This is a genomic window from Azospirillum sp. VT-I1 (assembly GCF_055698305.1).
In genome coordinates this window covers 980,836-1,003,140 of sequence record NZ_CP168800.1, presented here as the reverse complement: position 1 = coordinate 1,003,140, position 22,305 = coordinate 980,836, and the positions used below count along the sequence as shown (strand labels likewise).

19 protein-coding genes are annotated in these 22,305 nt (G+C 69.7%); 15 read left to right on the top strand and 4 right to left on the bottom strand.

The window, feature by feature from the left end; translation table 11 throughout:
* From AB8P05_RS04800 to AB8P05_RS04755, 10 genes are all read left to right on the top strand, one after another.
* Positions 1-1,197, top strand: coding sequence for a hypothetical protein (locus AB8P05_RS04800; protein WP_472759011.1), 1,197 nt, complete (start codon positions 1-3; stop codon positions 1,195-1,197).
* Positions 1,198-1,319: 122 nt separating this feature from the next.
* Positions 1,320-2,210, top strand: coding sequence for a 50S ribosomal protein L11 methyltransferase (locus AB8P05_RS04795; RefSeq protein ID WP_014248173.1), 891 nt, complete (start codon positions 1,320-1,322; stop codon positions 2,208-2,210).
* A 65-nt stretch (positions 2,211-2,275) separates the two neighbouring features.
* Positions 2,276-2,749: a tellurite resistance TerB family protein gene (locus AB8P05_RS04790; protein WP_472759010.1), complete on the top strand. Its 474-nt coding sequence runs from the start codon at positions 2,276-2,278 to the stop codon at positions 2,747-2,749.
* Positions 2,750-3,019: 270 nt separating this feature from the next.
* Complete coding sequence (locus tag AB8P05_RS04785; RefSeq protein WP_472759009.1) at positions 3,020-5,071, top strand: aminopeptidase P family protein; 2,052 nt, start codon at positions 3,020-3,022, stop codon at positions 5,069-5,071.
* A 285-nt stretch (positions 5,072-5,356) separates the two neighbouring features.
* Entirely contained in the window at positions 5,357-5,722 is a 366-nt protein-coding gene (locus AB8P05_RS04780; protein ID WP_012974572.1) for a chemotaxis response regulator CheY, read from the top strand.
* Between the two features lie 115 nt (positions 5,723-5,837).
* Positions 5,838-6,950 carry a protein phosphatase CheZ gene (locus AB8P05_RS04775; RefSeq protein ID WP_472759008.1) on the top strand — a complete coding sequence of 371 codons (1,113 nt, stop codon included), beginning with the start codon at positions 5,838-5,840 and terminating at the stop codon, positions 6,948-6,950.
* Positions 6,951-7,162: 212 nt separating this feature from the next.
* Complete coding sequence (locus AB8P05_RS04770) at positions 7,163-7,888, top strand: protein phosphatase CheZ (RefSeq protein WP_472759007.1); 726 nt, start codon at positions 7,163-7,165, stop codon at positions 7,886-7,888.
* 127 nt (positions 7,889-8,015) lie between these two features.
* Complete coding sequence (locus tag AB8P05_RS04765) at positions 8,016-8,831, top strand: outer membrane protein assembly factor BamD (protein WP_455172126.1); 816 nt, start codon at positions 8,016-8,018, stop codon at positions 8,829-8,831.
* Positions 8,832-8,839: 8 nt separating this feature from the next.
* On the top strand, positions 8,840-10,516 hold the full coding sequence (recN, locus tag AB8P05_RS04760) for a DNA repair protein RecN (RefSeq protein WP_455173053.1): 1,677 nt from the start codon (positions 8,840-8,842) through the stop codon (positions 10,514-10,516).
* A gap of 394 nt (positions 10,517-10,910) precedes the next feature.
* Positions 10,911-13,460, top strand: a complete 2,550-nt coding sequence (locus AB8P05_RS04755; protein WP_472759006.1) for an HWE histidine kinase domain-containing protein — start codon at positions 10,911-10,913, stop codon at positions 13,458-13,460.
* Positions 13,461-13,589: 129 nt separating this feature from the next.
* Here AB8P05_RS04755 and AB8P05_RS04750 read toward each other — a convergent pair whose 3' ends face one another.
* From AB8P05_RS04750 to mltA, 3 genes are all read right to left on the bottom strand, one after another.
* The gene (locus AB8P05_RS04750) at positions 13,590-14,354 is read right to left on the bottom strand and encodes a TrmH family RNA methyltransferase (RefSeq protein ID WP_472759005.1); all 765 of its coding nucleotides are present in this window, start codon (positions 14,352-14,354) and stop codon (positions 13,590-13,592) included.
* A 70-nt stretch (positions 14,355-14,424) separates the two neighbouring features.
* Positions 14,425-14,982, bottom strand: a complete 558-nt coding sequence (locus AB8P05_RS04745; RefSeq protein WP_472759004.1) for a GNAT family N-acetyltransferase — start codon at positions 14,980-14,982, stop codon at positions 14,425-14,427.
* Positions 14,979-16,145, bottom strand: a complete 1,167-nt coding sequence (gene mltA / locus AB8P05_RS04740; protein ID WP_472759003.1) for a murein transglycosylase A — start codon at positions 16,143-16,145, stop codon at positions 14,979-14,981. The genes AB8P05_RS04745 and mltA overlap by 4 nt, the downstream gene beginning before the upstream one ends.
* A 310-nt stretch (positions 16,146-16,455) precedes the next feature.
* Between mltA and AB8P05_RS04735 the strand changes: the two genes are divergently transcribed.
* From AB8P05_RS04735 to AB8P05_RS04715, 5 genes are all read left to right on the top strand, one after another.
* On the top strand, positions 16,456-16,590 hold the full coding sequence (locus tag AB8P05_RS04735) for a hypothetical protein (protein WP_472759002.1): 135 nt from the start codon (positions 16,456-16,458) through the stop codon (positions 16,588-16,590).
* Positions 16,590-17,894 carry an RsmB/NOP family class I SAM-dependent RNA methyltransferase gene (locus AB8P05_RS04730; RefSeq protein ID WP_472759001.1) on the top strand — a complete coding sequence of 435 codons (1,305 nt, stop codon included), beginning with the start codon at positions 16,590-16,592 and terminating at the stop codon, positions 17,892-17,894. The genes AB8P05_RS04735 and AB8P05_RS04730 overlap by 1 nt, the downstream gene beginning before the upstream one ends.
* 290 nt (positions 17,895-18,184) lie before the next feature.
* Complete coding sequence (locus AB8P05_RS04725) at positions 18,185-19,693, top strand: leucyl aminopeptidase (protein WP_472759000.1); 1,509 nt, start codon at positions 18,185-18,187, stop codon at positions 19,691-19,693.
* Positions 19,694-19,713: 20 nt separating this feature from the next.
* On the top strand, positions 19,714-20,163 hold the full coding sequence (locus AB8P05_RS04720) for a DNA polymerase III subunit chi (RefSeq protein WP_472758999.1): 450 nt from the start codon (positions 19,714-19,716) through the stop codon (positions 20,161-20,163).
* A gap of 114 nt (positions 20,164-20,277) precedes the next feature.
* Complete coding sequence (locus AB8P05_RS04715; protein ID WP_472758998.1) at positions 20,278-21,534, top strand: ATP-binding response regulator; 1,257 nt, start codon at positions 20,278-20,280, stop codon at positions 21,532-21,534.
* Here the strand turns inward: AB8P05_RS04715 and AB8P05_RS04710 are convergent.
* Positions 21,521-22,288, bottom strand: coding sequence for a class II glutamine amidotransferase (locus AB8P05_RS04710; RefSeq protein WP_310112848.1), 768 nt, complete (start codon positions 22,286-22,288; stop codon positions 21,521-21,523). The two genes, AB8P05_RS04715 and AB8P05_RS04710, sit on opposite strands and share 14 nt — an antisense overlap.
* Between the last annotated feature and the right edge of the window lie 17 nt (positions 22,289-22,305).

Genomic DNA, 22,305 nt, shown 5'->3' with positions numbered 1-22,305 from the left:
GTGTTCGGAACGGGCAGCGTCAGCTATGAGGTGCAGAGCCGCCGGGAGGGGCGCTGGCTCATCGAAGGCGCCTACACCGACCAGGAGGCGGCGCTGTCCGCCGCCCGCTCCCAGTTGGCCGCTTCCGGGGTGCAGGAGGCGAAGGTGGTGAAGTTCCGCACCATCGCCGGCCTGTCGCTGGAAACGGTGATCCTGCACAAGACGGTGCCTCAGACTGCGCGCAAGGGCATGACCCTGGGCGGGACGGCGGAGGGGGCGCCGCTCTGCCGAACGCCGGACGACCTGTGCGGTTTCGAAAGCCGGGTGGTCATCGGCCGGCTGCTGCGTCCCTATCTGGATGCCCAGCGCATCACCCCGACCGAACTGCTGCATTCCTGGCCGCTGTTCCGCCGCCTGGAGGAGCAGGGCGCGCTGCTGGGCGCCGCCATCCATGCGGCGGCCCGCCATCATGCCGACCTTCACGGAGTTTCCCACGCCGCCCGTGCCCGCGAGCTGCGGCAGATGGTGGAGGCGGTCGCCGGAGCCGCCCGCGACGCGCTGGCCGACCGGCGCCGGCTTCCGCGCTTCGACGCCGCCGACCTGCCCGGCACCAGCAACAGGATCGAGGAGGCGGTGGGGGAGGCCGGGCATGACCGGCTGTTCCTCATCCTCCTGTGCCAGCATCTGGAAGGCGGCGGCCCGCTGGCCGGCAAACTGGACCTGCTGCTGGCGATGATGGGCGAGGATGTCTGGCCGCGGCATCTGGCCCTGCTGGACGGCGTGGTCGCCGACATCATGGGCTCCGCCGACACGATGAAGGAGCTGCTGGGGGCGCAGCCCAGCCTGCATGCCGGGCTTTGCGCGCTGGCCGACGCGCTGTTCGACCGCGATCCCGACCCCGGGCTGGCGCCGATGGCCGCGTCGCTGCGCCGGGTCTGCCGTCTCGGCCTGCAGGGCCGCGCGCCGCAGAGCCGGGCCGTCCTGCTGGACCGGCTGTGCCGGAGCATCGCCGGCGACCAGCCGCTCGACCGCCGCGACGCGAAGGCTGACGGGATGCTGACCCACGACCTTGCCGGCCGGCTGAAGGGTGCCGACGGCGCGCTGCTGGGCGGCGCGGCGATGGAGAAGGCGCTGGACCGCCGCCTGCTGCGCCACCGCCAGTCGGTGCTGCGCGCGCAGGGCATGCACGACATCGCCGACCGGCTGTCGGGCAGATAGAAGCGGGGCGGTGGAAGCGCACGGATAAGGGTTCCCCCAATATCCGGAATCCTTGGTGTCTTTCCGGCTTGATGCTAAAAACGCCGCTTCTGTTCTCGCGTCGTCGTCGGAAAGCCCCTGTCATGTCGCAAACCCCGCTCTGGCGCATCGCGCTGGTCGTTCCCGAAGCCCATGCGCCCGCCTTCGCCGAGGCGGTGGGGGACCATGCCGATGCGGTGTCGACCTTCGAACTGGAGGAGGGCGGCAACTGGCTGGTCGAGGCGACGCTGTACGGCGCCCCCGACGAGGCCCGGCTGCAGTCGCGCGTCGCCGTGCTGGCCAAGGCGCTGGGGATCGAGGAGCCGCGGCTGGCGGTCGAGAACCTGCCGCCCATCGACTGGGTGTCGCACAGCTACCAGGGCTTCCCGCCGATTCGCGCTGGCCGCTTCTTCGTCCACGGCTCCCACCATGAGGGCATCGTGCCGGCCGGCAGCATCCCGCTGCTGGTGGACGCCGCCACCGCCTTCGGCACCGGCGAGCATGGCTCGACCAACGGCTGCCTGCAGGCGCTCGACCGGCTGTCGCGCCATCTGAAGCTGCCGCGCGGCGGCCGTCGCGGCGCGCTCGACATGGGCTGCGGCTCCGGCATCCTGGCGCTGGCGGTGGCCAAGCGCTGGCGCGTCGCCGTGACCGCCGTCGACATCGATCCCGAAGCGGTGCGCGTCACCCGCATCAACGCGGCGCTGAACGGGGCGAAGAACAGCATCCGCGCCCAGGGCGGCGACGGCTACAACACCCGGATCGTCGGCCGGCACAAGCCCTACACGCTGATCACCGCCAACATCCTGGCCCGCCCGCTGTCGCGCATGGCGCCGCAGCTGCGCCGCCACCTGAAGAAGGGCGGCTATGCCGTGCTGGCCGGCCTGCTGAACCGGCAGGAGCGCCACGTCATCCAGGCCCACCGCAACCAGGGCCTGCGGCTGGTCGCGCGCATTCCGGTCGGGGAATGGACCACTCTTGTGGTGAAGCGTTGAAACCAAAGGGCCGGGTTGCGACTTCCCCTAGGGACGATGTTTCGACATTCACCTGGGGAGCCACCATGCTGAACCGCATCCGGTCCTTGTTCGCAGGCGACGACGACGGCGCCGAGCCGGGCGAGGACGCCCTGCAGGCCGCCGCCGCCGCCCTGATGGTCGAGGCCGCACGCACCGACGACACCATCACCCAGGCGGAGCGCGACCGGATCATCTCCGTCGCCCAGCGCCACTTCCACCTGAACGAGGAAGAGGCGCAGGACCTGCTGTCCGCCGCCGTGTTCGACACCGAGGACGTGTCGCCCTACCACCGCTATATCAGCGTAATCATGGACCGCTGCCCGCCGGGCAGCCGCGTCTGGATCATCGAGATGCTGTGGGAAGTGGCCTATGCCGACGGCGTGCTGAACGACCTGGAGGCCAGCCTGCTGCGCCGCATCGGCGGCCTGCTGCACGTGTCCGACCTGGAGCGCGGCGAGGCCCGCAAGCGCGTGCTGGAGCGGCTGGGGCTGCCGGACGATGCGGGGTTGCCGGTTTAGGGGTGCTGCATCGGGTACCCCCTCCCTAACCCTCCCCGCCCTCGGCCGGCCAAAGGCCGGTCCGATCGCGGGAGAGGGGGCTGCCGCTGTCCTTTGCATAGACATTCACAAGAGTCCGATCCCCTCTCCCGCGAAGCGGGGAGGGATAGGGAGGGGGCATTCGCTTTTGCCCCACCCCAACCGGCATAGCCGCCGCCCCGCCGCTTGCGCCGGACCGGCCGGGTGCCTAGCCTGTAGCCACAGGCTTCACCCTTCCGAGGAACACGTTCCGTGTCCAGCGCGACTCCTTCCGGCGCTTACCGTGGCGACGACGCCCTTGCGACCCTGTTGACCGAGGCCGGGACCGGCCGCACCCCCGCGGATGTCCGCGCGCTGCTGGCCGGCGTGCTGGCGGCGCCGGAAGGGGAGGACCCGTCGGAGTGGCTGGTGCTGGTTGGCGAGACCCTTCCGCCGGCCCTGGCCGAACAGCTCCAGGCGCTGAAGGCGGTCCTCGCGGCGGAGACGCCGGCGGCCCGGCCCGGCGCGGCCGAACGGCTGGCCGATCTGCGCGCGGCGCTGAAGCGCCGGGAACTCGACGGCTTCATCATCCCGCGCGGCGACGAGCACCAGGGCGAGTATGTGCCGCCGCGCGCCCAGCGCCTGAGCTGGCTGACCGGCTTCACCGGCTCGGCCGGCAACGCGGTGGTGACATCCGGCCGTGCGGCGATCTTCGTCGACGGCCGCTACACCCTCCAGGTCCGCAGCGAGGTGCCGGCCGACCTGTACGAGTACAAGCATCTGGTCGAAGACCCGCTGACCGACTGGATCGTCGCGGCATTGCCCGAAGGCGGGCGCTTCGGCTTCGATCCCTGGCTGCACACCATCGGCTGGGTGGAGAAGACCCGCGCCGTGCTGGAGCGCGCCGGCATCCTGCTGATCGCCTGCGAGGACAATCCGCTCGATTCGGTGTGGCAGGGCCAGCCGCCGCCGCCCCTCGCCCCGGTGGTGCCGCAGGACGAGGCGCTGGCCGGCGAAAGCTCCGCCGACAAGCGGGCCCGTCTGGCCGAGGAGCTGGCGCAGAAGGGCATCGCCGCCGCGGTGCTGACCCAGCCGGACAGCATCGCCTGGCTGCTGAACATCCGCGGCGCCGACGTGCCCTGCACGCCACTGCCGCTGTCCTTCGCCATCCTGTCGGCCGATGCGTCGGTGGACCTGTTCCTCGACCCGCGCAAGCTGGCGCCGCAGACCCGGCCCCATCTGGGCAACCGGGTGCGGGTGCGGCCGGTGGAGGAGTTCGGCCCGGCGCTGGACGCCGTCGCCCGCGGCTCCGCCCGCGTGCTGGCCGACCCGTCCTGCACCTCGGCCTGGATCGTCGACCGGCTGCATCTGGCCGGCGCCAAGGTGGAGCGCGACGGCGATCCCTGCGCCCTGCCGAAGGCCGGCAAGAACGCGGCGGAACTGGCCGGCACCCGAGCCGCCCACACCCGCGACGGCGCCGCCATCGTCCGCTTCCTGCACTGGTTCTCGGAGGAGGCGCCGAAGGGCGGCCTGACCGAGCTTGCGGTGGTGGAGCGGCTGCTGGCCTTCCGGCGGGAGAACGAGCGCTTCCGCGGCGTCAGCTTCGACACCATCGCCGGAGCGGGGCCGAACGGCGCCATCGTCCATTACCGCGTGACGCCCGAGACCGACCGCCGGCTGGAGCCGGGCAGCCTGTTCCTGCTGGACAGCGGCGCGCAGTATCTCGACGGCACCACCGACGTCACCCGCACGCTGGCGGTCGGCGACCTCGACCCGGCGACGGCGGCGGAGATGCGCGACCGCTTCACCCGCGTGCTGAAGGGCCACATCGCGCTGTCCACCGTGCGCTTCCCGCGCGGCACCACCGGATCGCAGCTGGACGCGCTGGCGCGGCTGCCGCTGTGGCAGGCGGGGCTGGACTACGACCACGGCACCGGCCACGGCGTCGGCAGCTTCCTGTCGGTGCATGAGGGGCCGCAGCGCATCTCCAAGGTCGGCAACACCGTCGCCCTGCAGCCGGGCATGATCCTGTCGAACGAGCCCGGCTACTACAAGACCGGCGCCTACGGCATCCGCATCGAGAACCTGATCGTCGTCCGGCCGGTGGAGCCGGAGGGCGCGCTTGCCGGTGCCGAGCGCCAGATGATGGAGTTCGAGCCGCTGACCCTGGTGCCCATCGACCGCGCGCTGATCGACCGCGCGCTGCTGTCCGATGCGGAGGCGGCCTGGGTCGACGCCTATCATGCGCGGGTGCGCGAGTCGCTGTCGCCGCTGCTGGACGAGGCGGCCCGCCGCTGGCTTGCCGGGGCGACGGCGCCGCTGTGACCCGTGAGGCGGCGGCATCGGAACGGGTGCCGCCGTCCATTCCGGCGCGATCCGGGGCGATCGGCCGTAAACGAATTTGGGGATGACCCTGATTCGGCAAGATGATGTCCCGCGTGGTAACACGTTCTTTACCAGGCTGATGCAGTGTGTCCCAAGGGGATGACTTTTGGCGGCAGTTAGGGCACTACAGTCGGCATCACTTCCCGGATTACGGCGCAGCCCCCGCGCCGGGTGGGCGTAACGGCCGGACAGACACCGGCAACGGATTATTGCGGAGACGTCTAGATGAAGATCCTCGTCGTCGATGATTACGCCACCATGCGGCGCATCGTGCGGAACCTGTTGACCCAGATCGGCTACACCGACATCGACGAGGCCGGCGACGGTGTGTCGGCGCTGGCGAAGCTGCGTGAGAGCAAGTTCGGCCTCATCATTTCCGACTGGAACATGGAGCCGATGACCGGCCTCCAGCTGCTGAAGGAAATCCGCGCGGACGCGAAGCTGGCGGCGACGCCCTTCATCATGGTCACCGCCGAAAGCAAGACCGAGAACGTCATCGCCGCCAAGCAGGCCGGCGTGAACAACTACATCGTCAAGCCCTTCAACGCCGACACGCTGAAGCAGAAGATCCAGGCCGTCATCGGCGGCTGATCCCGCAAGGGAAGATCTGGGCCTATCGCGACCGGTCCGGGTGGACGGCGGCCTATGCCGGCCGGCACCCGGTCCAATGGGCGGCTGGCGAATCCAGTTTGGGGAGTGGACCGGTTTGGAGCAGCTTCCGCAGCTGTCCGATGAGGAGTTCGAGCAGATCGAGGACGCCATCGCCCGATCGGCGAAGGGCAGGGCGTTCCTGCGGCGGCTCCACCGGCGGTCCCTCGGGGCCGCGACGGAAGAGGTGCGCGCCATGCTCCAGGAGTTCCGCGACTCCTGGAACCGTCAGAACGACGCGGTGGAGGCCGGCAAGCATGTCGGCGTCCTGCGGCGCGAGCTGATGGAGATGGCGGCTTCGATCGAGCAGGCCCGGCGGGAGGTTGCGGCACTGCGGCCGCCCGACGGTTCCGGCGACAAGATCCTCTCCGCCACCAACGAACTCGATGCCATCGTCATCTCGACCGAACGGGCGTCCTTCGAGATCCTGAACGCGGCCGAACGGCTGATGGATCTGGCGGGCAAGCTGCGCGCGAGCGGGGCCGACCCGTCGATGTGCAACGAGATCGACACGCAGGTGAACGACATCTTCACCGCCTGCTCCTTCCAGGACCTGACCGGCCAGCGCACCAGCAAGGTGGTCAACGCGCTTCGCTACATCGAGCAGCGCGTCATGGCCATGATCAGCATCTGGGGCGAGGACGGGCTGGCCGGCATCGTCGTCAAGGAAGAGCAGACCGACAGCCGTCCCGACGCCCATCTGCTGAACGGCCCGCAGCTGGACGGCCACGGCGTCAGCCAGGCCGACGTGGACAGCATGTTCGACAGCCCGGCCGCCATCCCGGCGCCGGTTCCGGCCGCACCGCCGCCGCCGCCGGCGGCCCCGGTCCAGGCGAGCCAGGCCGACATCGACAGCATGTTCGACGCCCCGGCGCCTGCGGCCGCCCCGGCGAAGGCAAGCCAGGCGGACATCGACAGCATGTTCGACACGCCGGCGCCCGCCGCCGCACCGGTGCAGGCCAGCCAGGCCGACATCGACAGCATGTTCGACAGCCCCGCCCCTGCGCCGGCACCGGCCCCGACGACGGCAAAGAAGCCGGTGCCGAAGCCGCCCGGCGCAGCACCCAAGGCCAAGGCCGCCCCCAAGCCCGCCGCACCGCCCCCGCCGCCCGCGGCGGCGGAACCGCCGGTGCCGCTCGATCAGGCGGCCATCGACGCTCTCTTCGGATAGGAGGGGGAAAGCCGCGCCGGTCCGCCCGGCGGCCGACCTCCCTCCCAGGTTTCCCCCGATTGACCCGCCCGGCCGGCCGATGGCTTCCTGCGGTGCGGTCGACGGCTCCAGAACGCAGACCCGGTACGCAACCAGACATTCCACCACCCCACATATTCACCACCCAGGCCACAGGCGGCCGTTTCCGAGAGGCGGGACCGAGGATGAAGCAGATGACCAAGCCCTTCATGGCCGAGCTTCAGAAGGCCCGCAAATCCGGGCACCCGTTCCAGGCGCTGATCGAAGACGCTGCGGCCGTTGCGGCGCTGCCGGTGCCGGCCCAGATGGTCCAGGCCGACAACACCGAGGTGCTGCGGGCCATCGGCGACCTGGGTGCCAAGCTGGACCGCTTCCTGACCATGGACGCGGCGCAGATCGACCAGATCCAGGTGGAGATCGCCGACATCTCCGGCCGCATCAAGGCGACCAAGGTGGAAATGGCGGCCATCCGCCACCCGCTGGCCGGTGACGACAAGTTCCAGCAGGCAAGCCAGGAGCTGAGCGCCGTCGTCGCCGCGACGGAGGCCGCGACCAACACCATCATGGCCTGTGCCGAAGAGCTGGAAGAGGTGGTGTCGGAGCTGAAGTCGTCGCTGCCGGAGGGCTATCACAATGACCGCGTCAACGACATGGTCGACGTCATCGTCCGCATCTACGAGGCCTGCAACTTCCAGGATCTGACCGGCCAGCGCATCACCAAGGTCGTCCGCGCCATGTCCTTCATCGAGGAGCGCGTGGACGCCATGATGGGCCTGTGGAACAAGCGCGAGTTCGAGGCGATGCCGCTGCCGCCGTCGGTCACCAAGAAGGACGAGGACCTCGACCTGCACGGCCCGGCCGAGGCCACCCCCGACAGCGGCAACATCAGCCAGGCCGACATCGACGCGCTGTTCGGGTAAGGGCGCATTCGATCCATTTTCCGCGAGCGGCGGGGAGGGGCATATCGCCCACCCCCGCGTTACCGCTTGCGGCGCCCTTACCCCGGCGTGCTATACAGGGGCAACTTCGAAAGCGCCCAAGACGACGATGCTTCCTCGCCCGTACCGCCTGCCGCTGACGGCCATCCTCCTGTCGGCCGCCCTGACCGCCTGCTCCTCCACCAAGGAGGACGCGTATGTCGAACGTCCGGCCGACCAGCTTCTGTCGGAAGCGGATGCTGCGATGCGCGAGGAGTCCTTCAAGAAGGCCGCAAGGCTCTACGACGAGGTGGAGCGGCAGCATCCCTATTCGGATTCGGCCAGCAAGGCGCAGCTTCTCGCCGCCTACGCCCACTATCAGGATCTGAAGTACGACGACGCCATCCTGGCGCTCGACCGCTTCATCCAGCTTCATCCGGGCAGCCCGGATGTGGACTACGCCTATTACATGCGGGCGCTGTGCTATTACGAGCAGATCACCGACGTGCGCCGCGACCAGCGGATGACCCGGCAGGCGCTCGACGCCCTGTCGGAGGTGGTGCGCCGTTTCCCGGACAGCAAATACGCCCGCGACGCCAAGCTGAAGATCGACCTGACCAACGATCACCTTGCCGGCAAGGAGATGGAGGTCGGTCGCTTCTACCTGCGTCAGCAGCAGTACACCGCCGCGATCAACCGCTTCCGCGTCGTCGTTGAAAATTACCAGACCACGTCCCATGTGGCGGAGGCGCTGCACCGCTTGGTGGAGTGCTATCTGGCGCTGGGCGTGACCGACGAGGCGAAGGCCGCCGCGGCCGTGCTCGGCCACAACTTCCCCGGCAGCGAATGGTACACGGACAGCTACGCACTGCTGGTGGACGCCAATCTGCGTCCCGAGCGAAACGAGAAGTCGTGGATCAGCAAAGCCTGGAACTCCCTGTTCTAGGCCGCTCCATGCTCGTGTCGCTGACGATCCGGGACGTCGTCCTGATCGAGCGGCTGAGCCTGTCCTTCCGCAAGGGCCTGTGCGCCCTGACTGGCGAGACCGGTGCTGGCAAGTCGATCCTGCTCGACGCGCTGGGGCTGGCGCTCGGCGCGCGCGCCGATTCCGGTCTGGTCCGCCACGGCGCCGATCAGGCCGCGGTCACCGCGGAGTTCGAGCTGTCGGGCGACCATCCGGCCTTCGCCATCCTGAAGGAACAGGGGCTCGACGCCGATGCAGGCGATGGCGCCCTGGTGATCCGCCGCACCGTCAACACCGACGGGCGCAGCCGCGCCTGGGTCAACGACCAGCCGGTCGGCGTCGGCCTGCTGAAGACGCTGGGCGCCGAGCTGGTCGAGGTGCATGGCCAGTTCGACACCCATGGCCTGCTGAACCCGCAGACGCACCGCGGCGTGCTGGACGCCTATGCCGGCCTGTCGGCCCAGGCGGCGCAGGTCGCCGCGGCCCACCGCGCCTGGAGGCAGGTGGAGGACGCGCGCCATTCCGCCGCCGCCGACATCGCCCGCGCCCGGTCCGAAGAGGAATATCTTCGCCACGCCGTGGCCGAGCTGGACGCGCTCGCCCCCAAGCCCGGCGAGGAGGAGGAGCTGTCGGAAACCCGCGCGGTGCTGATGCACCGGGAAAAGCTGGTCGACGGCATGAACGCGGCCTATGCGGAGCTGTCGGGCGACCGCGGCGTCGAACGGGCGCTGTCCTCTGCCATCCGCACACTGAGCCGCATCGCCGACAAGGCCGGCGGCACGCTGGACCCGGTGATCGCCGCGCTCGACCGCGCCGCGACCGAGGCGGGGGAGGCCATCGCCGCCCTGCAGGCCGCCTCCAGCGGCGTCGACATGGACCCGCGCGCGCTGGAAAAGCTGGAGGAGCGGCTGTTCGCGCTCCGCGCCGCCGCCCGCAAGCATGGCGTGGACGTCGACGCGCTGGCCCGCCTGCGCGAGGAGATGGCCGGGCGCCTGCTGCTGATCGAGGATCAGGGCGACCTGCTGGCCAAGCTGGCGAAGGAGGCCGAACAGGCCCGCGCCGCCTTCCACAAGGCCGCCGAGGCGCTGAGCGCCGCCCGCCGCGAGGCCGCCGGCCGGCTGGACGTCGCGGTCGCCGGTGAACTGGCGCCGCTGAAGATGGAAAAGGCGAAGTTCCGCACGCTGGTCGAACCGCTCGACGAGGCGGAATGGAACGCGTCCGGCATCGACCGCGTCGCCTTCCAGGTCGCGACCAACCCCGGCTCCCCGCCGGGTGCCTTGAACAAGATCGCGTCGGGCGGCGAGCTGGCGCGCTTCATGCTGGCGCTGAAGGTGGTGCTGGCCCAGACCTCCACCGTCGGCACGCTGGTGTTCGACGAGGTGGACACCGGCATCGGCGGCGCCGTCGCCGCGGCGGTGGGCGAGCGGCTGGAGACGCTGGGCCATGGCCTGCAGGTGCTGGTCGTCACCCACAGCCCGCAGGTGGCGGCCCGCGGTGCCGTCCATCTGAAGGTGCAGAAGTCGCAGAAGGGCGAGCAGGTGACCACCGGCGTCGCCGAACTGGACGGCGACGAACGGCGCGAGGAGATCGCCCGCATGCTGTCCGGCGCCACCGTCACCGCGGAAGCCCGCGCGGCTGCCGACAGCCTGATCGCCGGCCGCGGCTGACGGTCGAACCCACCCCCTCATCCGAAAGCCGGGAGTCCGCCGTCGGGGCCGGACTCCCGGCTTTTCTGCTTCGCCGATCGCTCCATTCCCTGCGGAGGGACCGATGGAGGTGGCAATGCGGAAATCGCGATTCAGGGTTGTGCAACTGACCTGAATAGCCCTAAGAACCGCTCGCAAAAATACTGCGCTTGAGCAAAATCATGGGCGCGACGCTTCGTAGATTATCCTATGTTAAGTTAACGCTGCTTAATCAGAGCATAGGAATAGCCATTTTGGAGCGTTGCGGCGCTTCGTAGTCCTGCCTAGATTGTTATCCACATCCCTTGGCAGGGCGTGACAAACGCCGCTGGTCTAGCTTCCGCTCGAGGTTGCGTTTGTCCGAAGTCTTCGTTCGATGAACGGCCCGGTTCCTTCGGGGTCTGTCGACCTCACCGATTGTGACCGGGAGCCCATCCATCAGCTGGGTCTGATCCAGCCCACTGGATTCCTGATCGCCGTCACGGCCGATTGGATCGTCCTGCACGCCTCCGCCAACATCGGCCGCTGGCTGGGGGTGGAGCCCGAGGATCTGCTCGGCACGCCGCTGTCCCGCGTCATCACCATGGACGCGCTGCACACCATCCGCGGCAGGCTGCAGGTCGCCCACATCAACGGCAGCGTCGAACGCGCCTTCGGCGTCCATCTGTCGGCAACCGCGCCGGTCTGCGACGTCGCCGTCCATCTCTCGGGCTCCACCATCGTGATCGAGGCGGAACCCAGCGAGGGGGAGGGGCCGCAGGATTCCGGATCGCTGCTGCGCTCCATGATCGGGCGGGTGCAGAACACCCGCGGCTTCGAAGGCTTCTGCCGCGAGGCGGCGCGCCAGATGCGGGCGCTGACCGGCTTCGACCGGGTGATGGTCTACCGCTTCGACGCCGACGGGGCGGGGGAGGTGATCGCGGAATCGGCGGTGCACGGCATCGGCAGCTTTCTCGGCCAGCGCTATCCGGCCTCCGACATCCCGCAGCAGGCCCGGCGCCTGTACGAGCGCAGCTGGCTGCGCTGCATCGCCGACGTCAACGCGCCGCCGGTGCCGGTGGTCCCGGCGCTGGACCCCACCGGCCAGCCGCTGGACCTGTCGCTCAGCCTGCTGCGCAGCGTCTCGCTGATCCATGTCGAGTATCTGCGCAACATGGGGGTCAACGCCTCGCTGTCGGTGTCGATCCTGCGGCACGGCAAGCTGTGGGGCCTGTTCGCCTGCCATCACCGGCAGGCCCGCTCGCTCTCCTTCGAGCGTCGCACCACGGCGGAGCTGTTCGGTCAGATGGTCTCGCTGCTGCTGGAAGGGCGGGAGCGCGAGCAGGAGGACCAGCGCGAGGCGCAGGTGCGCCGCGCCCATGTCCGCATCATGTCGATGCTGGCCGACAGCGAATCGCCGCTGGAGAGCCTCGTCACCTTCGCCACCGAACTGCGCACGCTGATCCGGTGCGACGGCTTCGCCTGCTGCATCGACGGCCAGCTGCATATGGAGGGCGAGACACCGACGCGGGAGGAGACGCAGGGCGTCATGCGCTTCCTGCACCGGACCCCGCCCAGCAAGGTCTATTTCACCGACCAGCTCGGCACCGTCCATCCGCCGGCCCGCGACTTCACCGAACGGTCCTGCGGCCTGCTCGCCATCCCGGTGTCGCGCACGCCGCGCGACTATCTGGTGTTCTTCCGCAAGGAGATGGTCCGCACCGTCACCTGGGGCGGCGACCCGTCCAAGCCGGCGCAGTACGGCCCCAATGGCCCGCGCCTGACACCGCGCAAGAGCTTCGAGGCCTGGAAGGAGACCGTGCACGGCCGGTCGCAGCCCTGGACCGAACTGGACCAGCGCAGCGCCGAATCGCTGCGGGTCACCCTGCTGGAGGTGGTTCTGCGGCTGGCCGACGTCGCCGGCCGCACCCGCAAGGAGGCGACCGAGCGGCAGGAGCTGCTGATCGCCGAACTGAACCACCGGGTCCGCAACATCCTCAGCCTCGTCCGCGCGCTGGTGCGCCAGAGCGAAAGCGGGGCGGAGACGGTGCAGCAGTTCGCCGCCATCGTCGCCGGCCGCATCGAGGCGCTGGCCCGCGCCCACGACCAGATCACCGCCGACAATTGGGGGCCGGCCTCGCTCCGCGCGCTGATTGCGGCGGAGATCGGCGCCTATCTGTCGGCCAAGAGCGAGCGGGTGCGGCTGACCGGCCCGGAGGTGCTGCTGGCGCCCCAGGCCTTTTCCGTCTTCGCGCTGGTGGTGCATGAGCTGACGACCAACTCGGCCAAATACGGCGCGCTGAGCGACAGCGGCGGCTGGGTCGAGGCCGAATGGTCGATCGACGAGGGCGGGCGGCTGCTGATCGAGTGGGAGGAGAATGGCGGTCCGCCGGTGCGTGCGCCCTCGCGGACCGGCTTCGGCACCACGGTGATCGAACGCTCCGTCCCGCACGACCTGCGGGGCGAGGCCGAGGTGACCTATGCGCTGTCGGGCCTGCGGGCGCGCTTCATGATCCCGGCCCAGTATGTCACCGTCGCCGACAGCCTGCCCGGCGGCGGCCGGACCAGCCTGCCGGTGCCGGCGGCGGACTTCTCCATCGACGGCCCGGTGCTGCTGCTGGAGGACAACATGATCATCGCCATGGCGACGGAGGACGTGCTGCTGAGCTTCGGCGCCAGCCGCGTCAACACCGCCGCCGGCGTCCGCCACGCCCTGCGCCTGCTCGACGAGGATCCGCCGGTGGTCGGGGTGCTGGACATCAATCTGGGCAACGAGACCTCGGTCGCGGTGGCCGACCGGCTGCGGGAACTGGGCATCCCGTTCGTGTTCGCGACCGGCTATGGCGAGTCCGCCGCGGTGCCGGAACGCTTTTCGGACGTGCCGGTGCTGAAGAAGCCCTACGGGTCGGACCAGGTGGTGCAGGTGCTGGCTTCGGTGATGGGGTAGGGGGCTTCGGCTGACGATTGCCCCCTCCCCAACCCTCCCCGCTTTGCGGGAGAGGGAGTCGAGCGCAAGGGCGGCGGAGTTCCCTCTCCCACCAAAGGTGGGGGAGGGTTAGGGAGGGGCATCCGAAGCCTACCCCCTCACCACCCCATACCGCGCGAACAGCGCCACGCTGACCGCCACGGTGGCGTTCAGCGACTCCACGGCACCGGTCGTCGGCACCGACAGCCGCGTCGCCGGGCAATCGGTCGGCACGCCCTGGCCTTCCTCGCCCAGGATCAGCCGCATGTCCGTCGGCCAGTCGAAGCGGGTCAGGTCCTCGCCGCCGCCGTCCAGCGCGTAGAGCGGCCCCGCCGCCTCGTTCACCGCGTTCCAGCGCGGGCCGCGCAGCAGAGTCAGCGCGAACTGCGCGTTCGACGCCGCGCGCAGGCATTTGGGGTGGAAGGGATGCGCCGCCCCCTCCAGCAGCACGATCCGCGACACGCCGAAGGCCGCCGCACTGCGCAGCAGCGCGCCCAGGTTGCTGGGATCGCCCAGCGCGCACAGCAGCTCCAAGCCCTGCGGCGGCTGCGACAGGTCGATGGCCGGCATCTTCGGCACCGCGCCGACCAGCAGCGGGAAGCCGGTGCCCGACACGTCCAGCGTCCGGAACAAGGCGGGGGCGAGCTGCACCGGCTCCACCCCCGGCGGCAGGCGCCAGCCCGCGATCTGGGCGGGGTCGGTGAACAGGATGCGCTCGAAGCGGTCGGGGTGCTGGCGCAACGCCTCCGGCACCGTCTTCAGGCCGGCCAGCAGGAACTTGCCGTTCTTCTTCAGCCCGCGGCTTTCCAGCGCCGATTCCCACAGCTTGAACTGCGGGTTCTGCGGGCTTTCGATCAGCAGGGGTGGGCGGGTCATGGCAACGGGCTTTCCGGCAGGGAGTTGCTCCTGCCTAGCACAGCCATGCCTTCAAAGTCAGGGGCCGAAGTCAGGTGTCGAGGCGCAGGCCGAGGAACAGCAGCGGCCCGCGCTGGCAGGCGTCGGTGAAGCCGGCGCGCTGGTAGAACTCGACATTGCGGGCGAAGACGGCGGTGACCAGATGCAGGCCGGGCAGGCCGTCGGCCCGGCAATCCTCGGCGAAGCGGTCGACCAGCCGTCGGCCCAGCCCATGCTCTCGCCAGCCCGGCCGGACATTCACATGGAAATGGGCGGGGTAGGCGGCGAAACGGTCGGCGAAGACCTCGTATTTCGGGATGCGGCGGGCAAGCTCCGGCGTGCCGGCGCTGTCCTTGCAGCCGGTGAGGTAGCCCACCACCAGCCCGTCGCCCGTCACCGCCATCCAGATGTCCCGCGGCGCCGCCGCCACATACCAGCCGGTCCAGGTGTCGAGGAAGGCGGCGCGGTCGGCGGCCGACGCGAACTCCGTCCGGGTGGTGGAGGCGAAGAAGATCTCCTCCAGCGCCGCCAGCGCGGCATCCCGGTCGGGAAGGGCGGTCAGCCGTTCCAGCCGGATGTCGCCGCCGGCGGTCGTCACTTCGGCGGTCATCGCCGCTGGGCGGTCTCGACCGACAGGTTGCGCGGGGCCAGCATGGTGTAGCGACCGCGCGCCTTCATCACGCCGGCCCCTTCCTCCGCCTGGGCCCCGTGACCCCAGAACAGGTCGCCGCGCACCGGTCCCTTGATGGCGCCGCCGGTGTCCTGCGCCACCACCAGCCGGTTGATGGCGCCGCCCGGCACCGGGGCGTCGCGCACCTCCAGCCACAGCGGCACGCCCAGCGGGATATGCTCGGCATCCACGGCAAGGCTGCGGCCGGGCGTCAGCTCCATGTTGCGGGCGCCGCGGGCGCCGACCTCGGGCTTCACCTTGAAGAAGACGTAGGAGGGATTCAGGTTCATCACCCGCTGGGCCTCGGCCGGATGGTCCTTCAGCCAGCGCCGGATCGTCTGGAGCGACATCTGCTCCGGCGTGGCGTCGCCGCGGTCGATGATATGGCGGCCGATGGGGTAATAGCTATGGCCGTTCTGGCCGCCGTAATGGATGCCGACCACCGACCCGTCCGCCATGATCGCCCGGCCGGAGCCCTGGATCTCCAGGAAGAAGGCGTCGATGGGGTCGTCCACCCACATCAGTTCCAGCCCCTTGCCCTTCAGCGCGCCGGCTTCGATCCGTGCCCGGCTGGGCAGGCCCTTCTTGCCGCGCGGCGGCATGCGGTAGAGCGGGACGTTGTAGCGCTCGGTCCGGGTCCAGCTGCCGCGCAGCTCGATCTCGTAATAGCCGGTGAACAGGCCGTCCTCGCCGTTGGCGACGTCGCGGGGGGCGAAGAAGGCTTCGAAGAAGCGGCGGGCCGCCTCGCTGTCGCCGGGGGGAAGATCGCGGGCGGCGGCGCAGATGGCGCGCCAGTCGTCGGTGGTGCCGGCGGCGCGCAACTGTCCCAGCGGCTTGCCGGGCGGCTGGTTCTTCACCCAGCCGCAGGTGCGCTGCACCGCGGGCACCGCCTGGGCATGGTCGTCGTCGATCCAGCCGGCGAGGTGGCGGAAGTCGGGCGCCACCTGATCGAGCGTCGGCCGCTGCGAGACCCGGCGCTGTCCCTCGACCGCCGGGGTGGTGCCGGCGCAGGCTGCCAGCGTCGCCAGAAGGCCCGCGACCAGCGACAGCCGTCCGGCCCGCTTCAAGACACGCGCACACGCCACCCCAGCCGCAGCCGCCATCGCGCAACTCCGCCGTAAAATCCGTCATGTCGGTCGAAGACCCCGCCGCCCGCCGGTCGAAGGGCCGGGACGGTCACGACAAGGTCATATCACCCGATCGTTTGTGCCGATGGTTACCCCGAGTCGTCAATCCCCAACCTGCACTTTCGGATAGGTCGCGGCCGGTTGTCACGGGGGTGGGGCGGAGCGGTGTGCCCGAGTCGCGGTCTGGGCAGCCGCGCGGCGGCGAAGCGTGACAGCGGGCGGCAAACGCGGTATCGACAGCCCATACGCGAAGGACCGCCCGAACTCCGGATCATCGACCCGGAACATGCCGGCCCCGGTCCTGTTCGCCGCCATGAGACACCCCAAGGGACCAGACGCCATGACACCCGCCGCCCGCCTCCAGGCGGTCATCGATCTGCTGACCGAGATCGACGAGACCCTCGCCCCGCCGACGCGGTGATGAGCGCCTATTTCCGCAACCGCCGCTACATCGGGTCGAAGGACCGCACCGCCATCGCGCAGATGGCCTACGCGATCCTGCGGCGCCACGCGCGGCTCGGCTGGTGGATCGAGCGCGGCGGCTACGAGCGCGCCACCCCGCGCGCCCGCGTCCTGGCCTATCTTCTGCTGGAGGAGAACCGCAACGCCGGTGTGGTGCTGGAGATGTTCAGCGGCGGCAAGTTCGCTCCCGCCCGCCTGACCGAAGACGAACTGGCGATGGTCGGCAAGCTGGAAAGCCACACGATGGACCATCCCGACATGCCGGAGACGGTGCGGGTGGAGTGTCCGGAGTGGGCGGAGGGGCCGATGCGCGCTTCGCTCGGCGACCGCTTCGGGGTGGAGATGGAGAAGCTGCTGGAGGCCGCACCCCTCGACCTGCGCATCAACCCGCTGAAGGCCAACCAGCAGAGCGCCATCAAGGCGCTGGCCAAGGCGCAGATCACGGCGGAGACCACGCGCTGGTCGCCGCTGGGCCTGCGCGTCAAGGGCCGGCCGCCGCTGGGCAGCGTCGACGCCTTCAAGGACGGTCTGGTCGAAATCCAGGACGAGGGCTCGCAGCTGGTGGCGCTGGCGGTGGCGCCGAAGCCCGGCCATCAGGTGGTGGATTTCTGCGCCGGGGCGGGCGGCAAGACGCTGGCGGTCGCCGCGCTGATGAAGAACAAGGGCCGCGTCGTCGCCTGCGACGTGCTGGACAAGCGCCTGAAGCGCGCCGCCGAGCGGTTCCGCCGCGCCGGCCTGCACAACATCGAGGCGCATCCGCTGACCAGCGAGCGCGACCCCTGGGTGAAGCGCCACAAGCGCAAGTTCGACCGCGTGCTGGTCGACGCGCCCTGCTCCGGTACCGGCACCTGGCGCCGCAACCCGGACGCCCGCTGGCGCCAGCTCGGCCCGGGATTGGAACAGCTGCTGCCCTTGCAGGCCAACATCCTGGACAGCGCGGCGCGTCTGGTGAAGCCGGGCGGGCGGCTGATCTACGCCACCTGCTCCATGCTGCATGACGAGAACGAGGCGCAGGTCGAAGCCTTCCTGCAGACCCACCACGACTTTATCGTGAAGCCGGTCGCCGAGGTGTGGGCGGAGGAGGAGGCCGGCGCGCCGCCGCCGGTCGAGGGTCCGTACCTGCGCCTGACGCCGGCCAAGCACGATACCGACGGCTTCTTCGCCGCCGTGCTGGAACGCCGCGCGGAGGAGACGGTGTCGGAGGTGGCGCTGGAGCAGGGCGAGGTCGATCCGGTCGAGCTGGGCAAGGCGATCGATGCGTGAGTGAGGGGGAGGTTAGACCCCCACCTATCCTCCCCGCACTCAGCGGACCTACGGTCCGCCTGCCGCGTCAGCACAAAGCATAGCTTTGTGCGAGAGCTGGGCGGGGGAGGGACTGCCGCCGCTCTCCCGCTTAAGCACTTGCCCCCTCCCCGCCCAGCGGGGGAGGGTTGGGGTGGGGGTCTGACGCCGCAAGACTCCAACCACCGCCCCGCCCTTGACAGCCGGGGTGGCGCGCTCCTTATCGGTGGGGTAGGCTTTCCGCCGCGCAAACTCCCCCTCAAGAGGACCAGATGAAGTTCTCCTTCGCCAAGCCGTCGCTGCCCGCCTCCGGCGTGCTCGCCGTGACCGTCGCCGCCGACCGCAGCCTCGGCCCGATCGGGCGGGAGCTGGATCAGAAGACCGGCGGTGCGCTGGCCCGCGCCATGGCCGCCGCCCGCTTCAACGGCAAGAAGGACGAGACGCTGACGCTGCTCGCCCCGGCCGGGACCGAGCTGGACCGCATCCTGCTGGTCGGCATCGGCAAGGGCGCCGACCTGACCGACCTGATCCTCCAGGCCGCCGGCGGTGCCATCGCCGTTCAGCTGGACAAGGCGACCGACGAGGCGGCGCTGCTGGTCGAACTGCCCGACGGCGCCACGCTGTCGCCCGCCGCCGCCGCTGCCGAGATCGCCTTCGGCGCGCAGCTGCGCAGCTACAAGTTCGACAAGTACCGCACCAACGACAAGAAGTCCGACAAGAAGGAGCCGAAGCCCAGCCTGCGCAAGCTGACGCTGCTGGTCGAGGACGAGGGTGCGGCCAAGTCGGCCTTCAAGAAGCTGGACACGCTGGCCGACGCTATCCGCTTCACCCGCGACCTGGTGTCGGAGCCGGCCAACGTCATCTATCCGGAAAGCCTCGCCGAAAAGACGAAGGAACTGGAGCAGTTCGGCGTCGAGGTCGAGATCCTCGACCAGAAGAAGCTGAAGAAGATCGGCATGGGCGCCCTGCTGGGCGTCGCCCAGGGCAGCGCCTTCGAGCCGCGCGTGGTCGTCATGCGCTGGAACGGCAACCCGGACGCCGACGACAAGCGTCCGGTCGCCTTCATCGGCAAGGGCGTGACCTTCGACAGCGGCGGCATCTCGATCAAGGGTGCGGCCGGCATGGAAGACATGAAGTGGGACATGGGCGGCTCCGCCACCGTGATCGGCACCATGTACGCGCTGGCCGCCCGCAAGGCGAAGGTGAACGCCATCGGCATCGTCGGGCTGGTGGAGAACATGCCGTCCGGCACGGCGCAGCGTCCGGGCGACATCGTCACCTCGCTGTCGGGCCAGACCATCGAGGTCATCAACACCGACGCCGAAGGCCGTCTGGTGCTGGCCGACTGCCTGTGGTACGCGCAGGACGTCTACAAGCCCAAGCTGATGATCGACCTCGCCACCCTGACCGGCGCCATCATCGTGGCGCTGGGCCACGAGCATGCCGGCCTGTTCGCCAACGACGACGACCTCGCGATGAACCTGACGGCCGCCGGCCTGAAGGTAGGCCAGCCGGTGTGGCGCATGCCGCTGGGCGACGCCTATGACAAGGAGATCGAATCGCCGGCCGCCGACATGAAGAACACCGGTTCGGGCGGCGGCGCCGGCAGCATCGTCGGCGCGCAGTTCCTGAAGCGCTTCGTCAACGACGTGCCCTGGGCCCACATCGACATCGCCGGTGTCGCCTGGGCGAAGAAGGACGGCGCCACGGTTCCGAAGGGCGCCTCCGCCTTCGGCGTGCGCCTGCTCGACCGCTTCGTGGCCGACTTCCACGAAGCTTGATACGCGTGCGTGAAGGAGCCATGACCGAAGTCCGCTTCTACCACCTGCAACGGCGCACGATGGAGCAGGCGCTGCCCAAGATCCTGGAAAAGGTTCTTGAGCGGAACTGGCGTGCCGTCGTGCTCGCCGGCTCGGCCGAGCGGGTGGACATGCTGAACCAGCATCTGTGGACCTACGATCCCGGCTCCTTCCTGCCGCACGGGGCGGCGCGCGACGGCTTCGCCGACAAGCAGCCGGTCTGGCTGACCGACGCCGACGAGAACCCGAACAACGCCACCGTGCTGGTGACGGTGGACGGCTGCGTCAGCGACCGGATGGAGGGCTATGACCTCGTCTGCGACCTGTTCGACGGCAACGACGACGAGGCGGTGCTGGCCGCCCGCCAGCGCTGGAAGGCCTGCAAGGCCGCCGGCCATGCCTTGACCTACTGGCAGCAGAACGAACGCGGCGGCTGGGAGAAGCGGGCCTGACCGGGCCGGATCGGGGTGATCCGGCGGCGGGTTCCGCTCATTTCATTTGCATTTGATCCGTTCAGAGGCGAATCTGATTGCCCGTGTGGATGGTTCAAAGGTGCGAACTCCCCGATGAACAGGAGCCAGTTCGACCCGGCGCTCGCCCAGCAGGTCAGGGACGCCAGCATCCTGATCGTGGACGACAACCAGTCCAACGTCGACCTTCTGCGCGAAATCCTGAGCCATGACGGCTACACGCGCGTGCGCGGCGAGACCGATCCGCGCAAGGTGCCCGACCTCTGCGCGGCCGAGCCGTTCGACCTGCTGCTGATCGACATCCGCATGCCGCACATGAGCGGCTTCGAACTGATGGAGCGGCTTAAGCCGGTCTTCGGCGACGATTACGTGCCGGTGCTGGTGCTGACCGCCCAGACCGACCAGGACACCCGGCGCAAGTCGCTGGAACTGGGCGCCAACGACTTCCTGACCAAGCCCTTCATCGCCTGGGAACTGCTGCACCGCGTCCGCAACATGGTGGAGATCCGCAAGCTCTACCGCCGCGCCGCGGAGCAGAACCGCGAGCTTGAACATCGGGTGTCGGAACGCACCGCCGAACTGTCCGACGCGCTGGAGGCGGCGCGCAAGGCCGACCGCGCCAAGCTGGATTTCCTGGCGGTGATGAGCCACGAGCTGCGCACGCCGCTGAACTCCATCATCGGCTTCGCCGACGTGCTGGCGGGGGAGGGGATGGGCAAGCTGGGCCATCCCGATTACCTGGAATATGTGAAGCTGATCGAGGACAGCGGCCGGTCGCTGCTGACCATGGTCAACAACATCCTGGACTACACGCGCGGCTCCACCGGCTCGATCGAGATCCAGGAGAGCGATGTCGACGTCCCCCAGCTGCTGGCCGGCTGCGCCGACATGCTGTCGCCCAAGGCTTCGGCCAAGCGGCTGACGCTGACGGTGCATCCTTGCCCGTCCTTCCGCATGCGGATCGACCGCCGCCGGCTGCGCGAGATGGTGCTGAACCTGCTGGACAATGCGGCGAAGTTCACCCAGCCCGGCGGCCATGTCGCGCTTGCGGTGGAGGATCGCGGCAGTTTCGTCGGCGTGACCGTGCGCGACGACGGGCCGGGGATTCCGTCGGAGCTGATGGGCCGCATCTTCAACCCCTTCACCCAGGCCGAACGCTCGCTGGTCCGCCAGCATGAGGGGGTGGGACTGGGGCTGCCCATCGTCCGGCGCTTCGCCGAACTGCATGGCGGCGGCGTGGAGGTGGACAGCGCACCGGGGCGGGGTACGGCGGTGACGATCCTGCTGCCGAAGGAGCGGTTGCTGGGGGGTGAGGGACACGCGGCGTTCGCCCCCTCCCTCAATGAAACGTGAACATCTCCGGCGCGGCGCCGATGCGGGCGACCAGCCCGCCGCCGGGCGGGACCGGGCGCCACTGGTCGCGCTGGGAATCGACCGGCTCCGACACCACGATCAGGCCGTTGTCGCCGCGCCGCCAGTAGAGGCTGGGCGGCTTGTCGTCGGACGCCCAGCGCACGGCCCAGACCCGCTCGCCGTCGGTCCAGGTCGCGGTGAAGCGCAGGGGGGACGTGATGTGCAGCGCCCGCATCTCGTCGCGGATGGCATGCAGGACGCGCTGGAAGGCGCCAACCGAATCCCGCTCCAATCCCTGGCCGAGCGCAGCGAGGAAGATCGCCTCGCTGTCGGTGGTGCCGGTCCGGGCGCCATACAGCTCGTCCGGGATCATCGCCTCCACCTTGCGGCGCAGGCGGGGCCAGTCGCCGACCTGCCCGTTGTGCATGAACAGGAAACGTCCGGCCTTGAAGGGATGGCAGTTGGCGCGGCTGACCGCCGTGCCGGTGGCCGCCCGGACATGGGCGAAGAACAGGTGAGAGCGGACATGGCTGCAGATCGACTGCAGGTTCTCATCCGACCAGGCCGGGCGGATCTCGCAGTAACGGCCGGGCTCGGTCCGCTCGCTGTACCAGCCGACGCCGAAACCGTCGCCGTTGGTCTCGGTCTTCGCCTCCGCGGCGTGCATCGACTGTTCGATCAGGGAATGGCAGGGCGTGCAGACCAGCGTTTCCAGGAACACAGGCTCGCCGCAATAGGCAAGGAACCGACACATCGACCGACGCACCATGG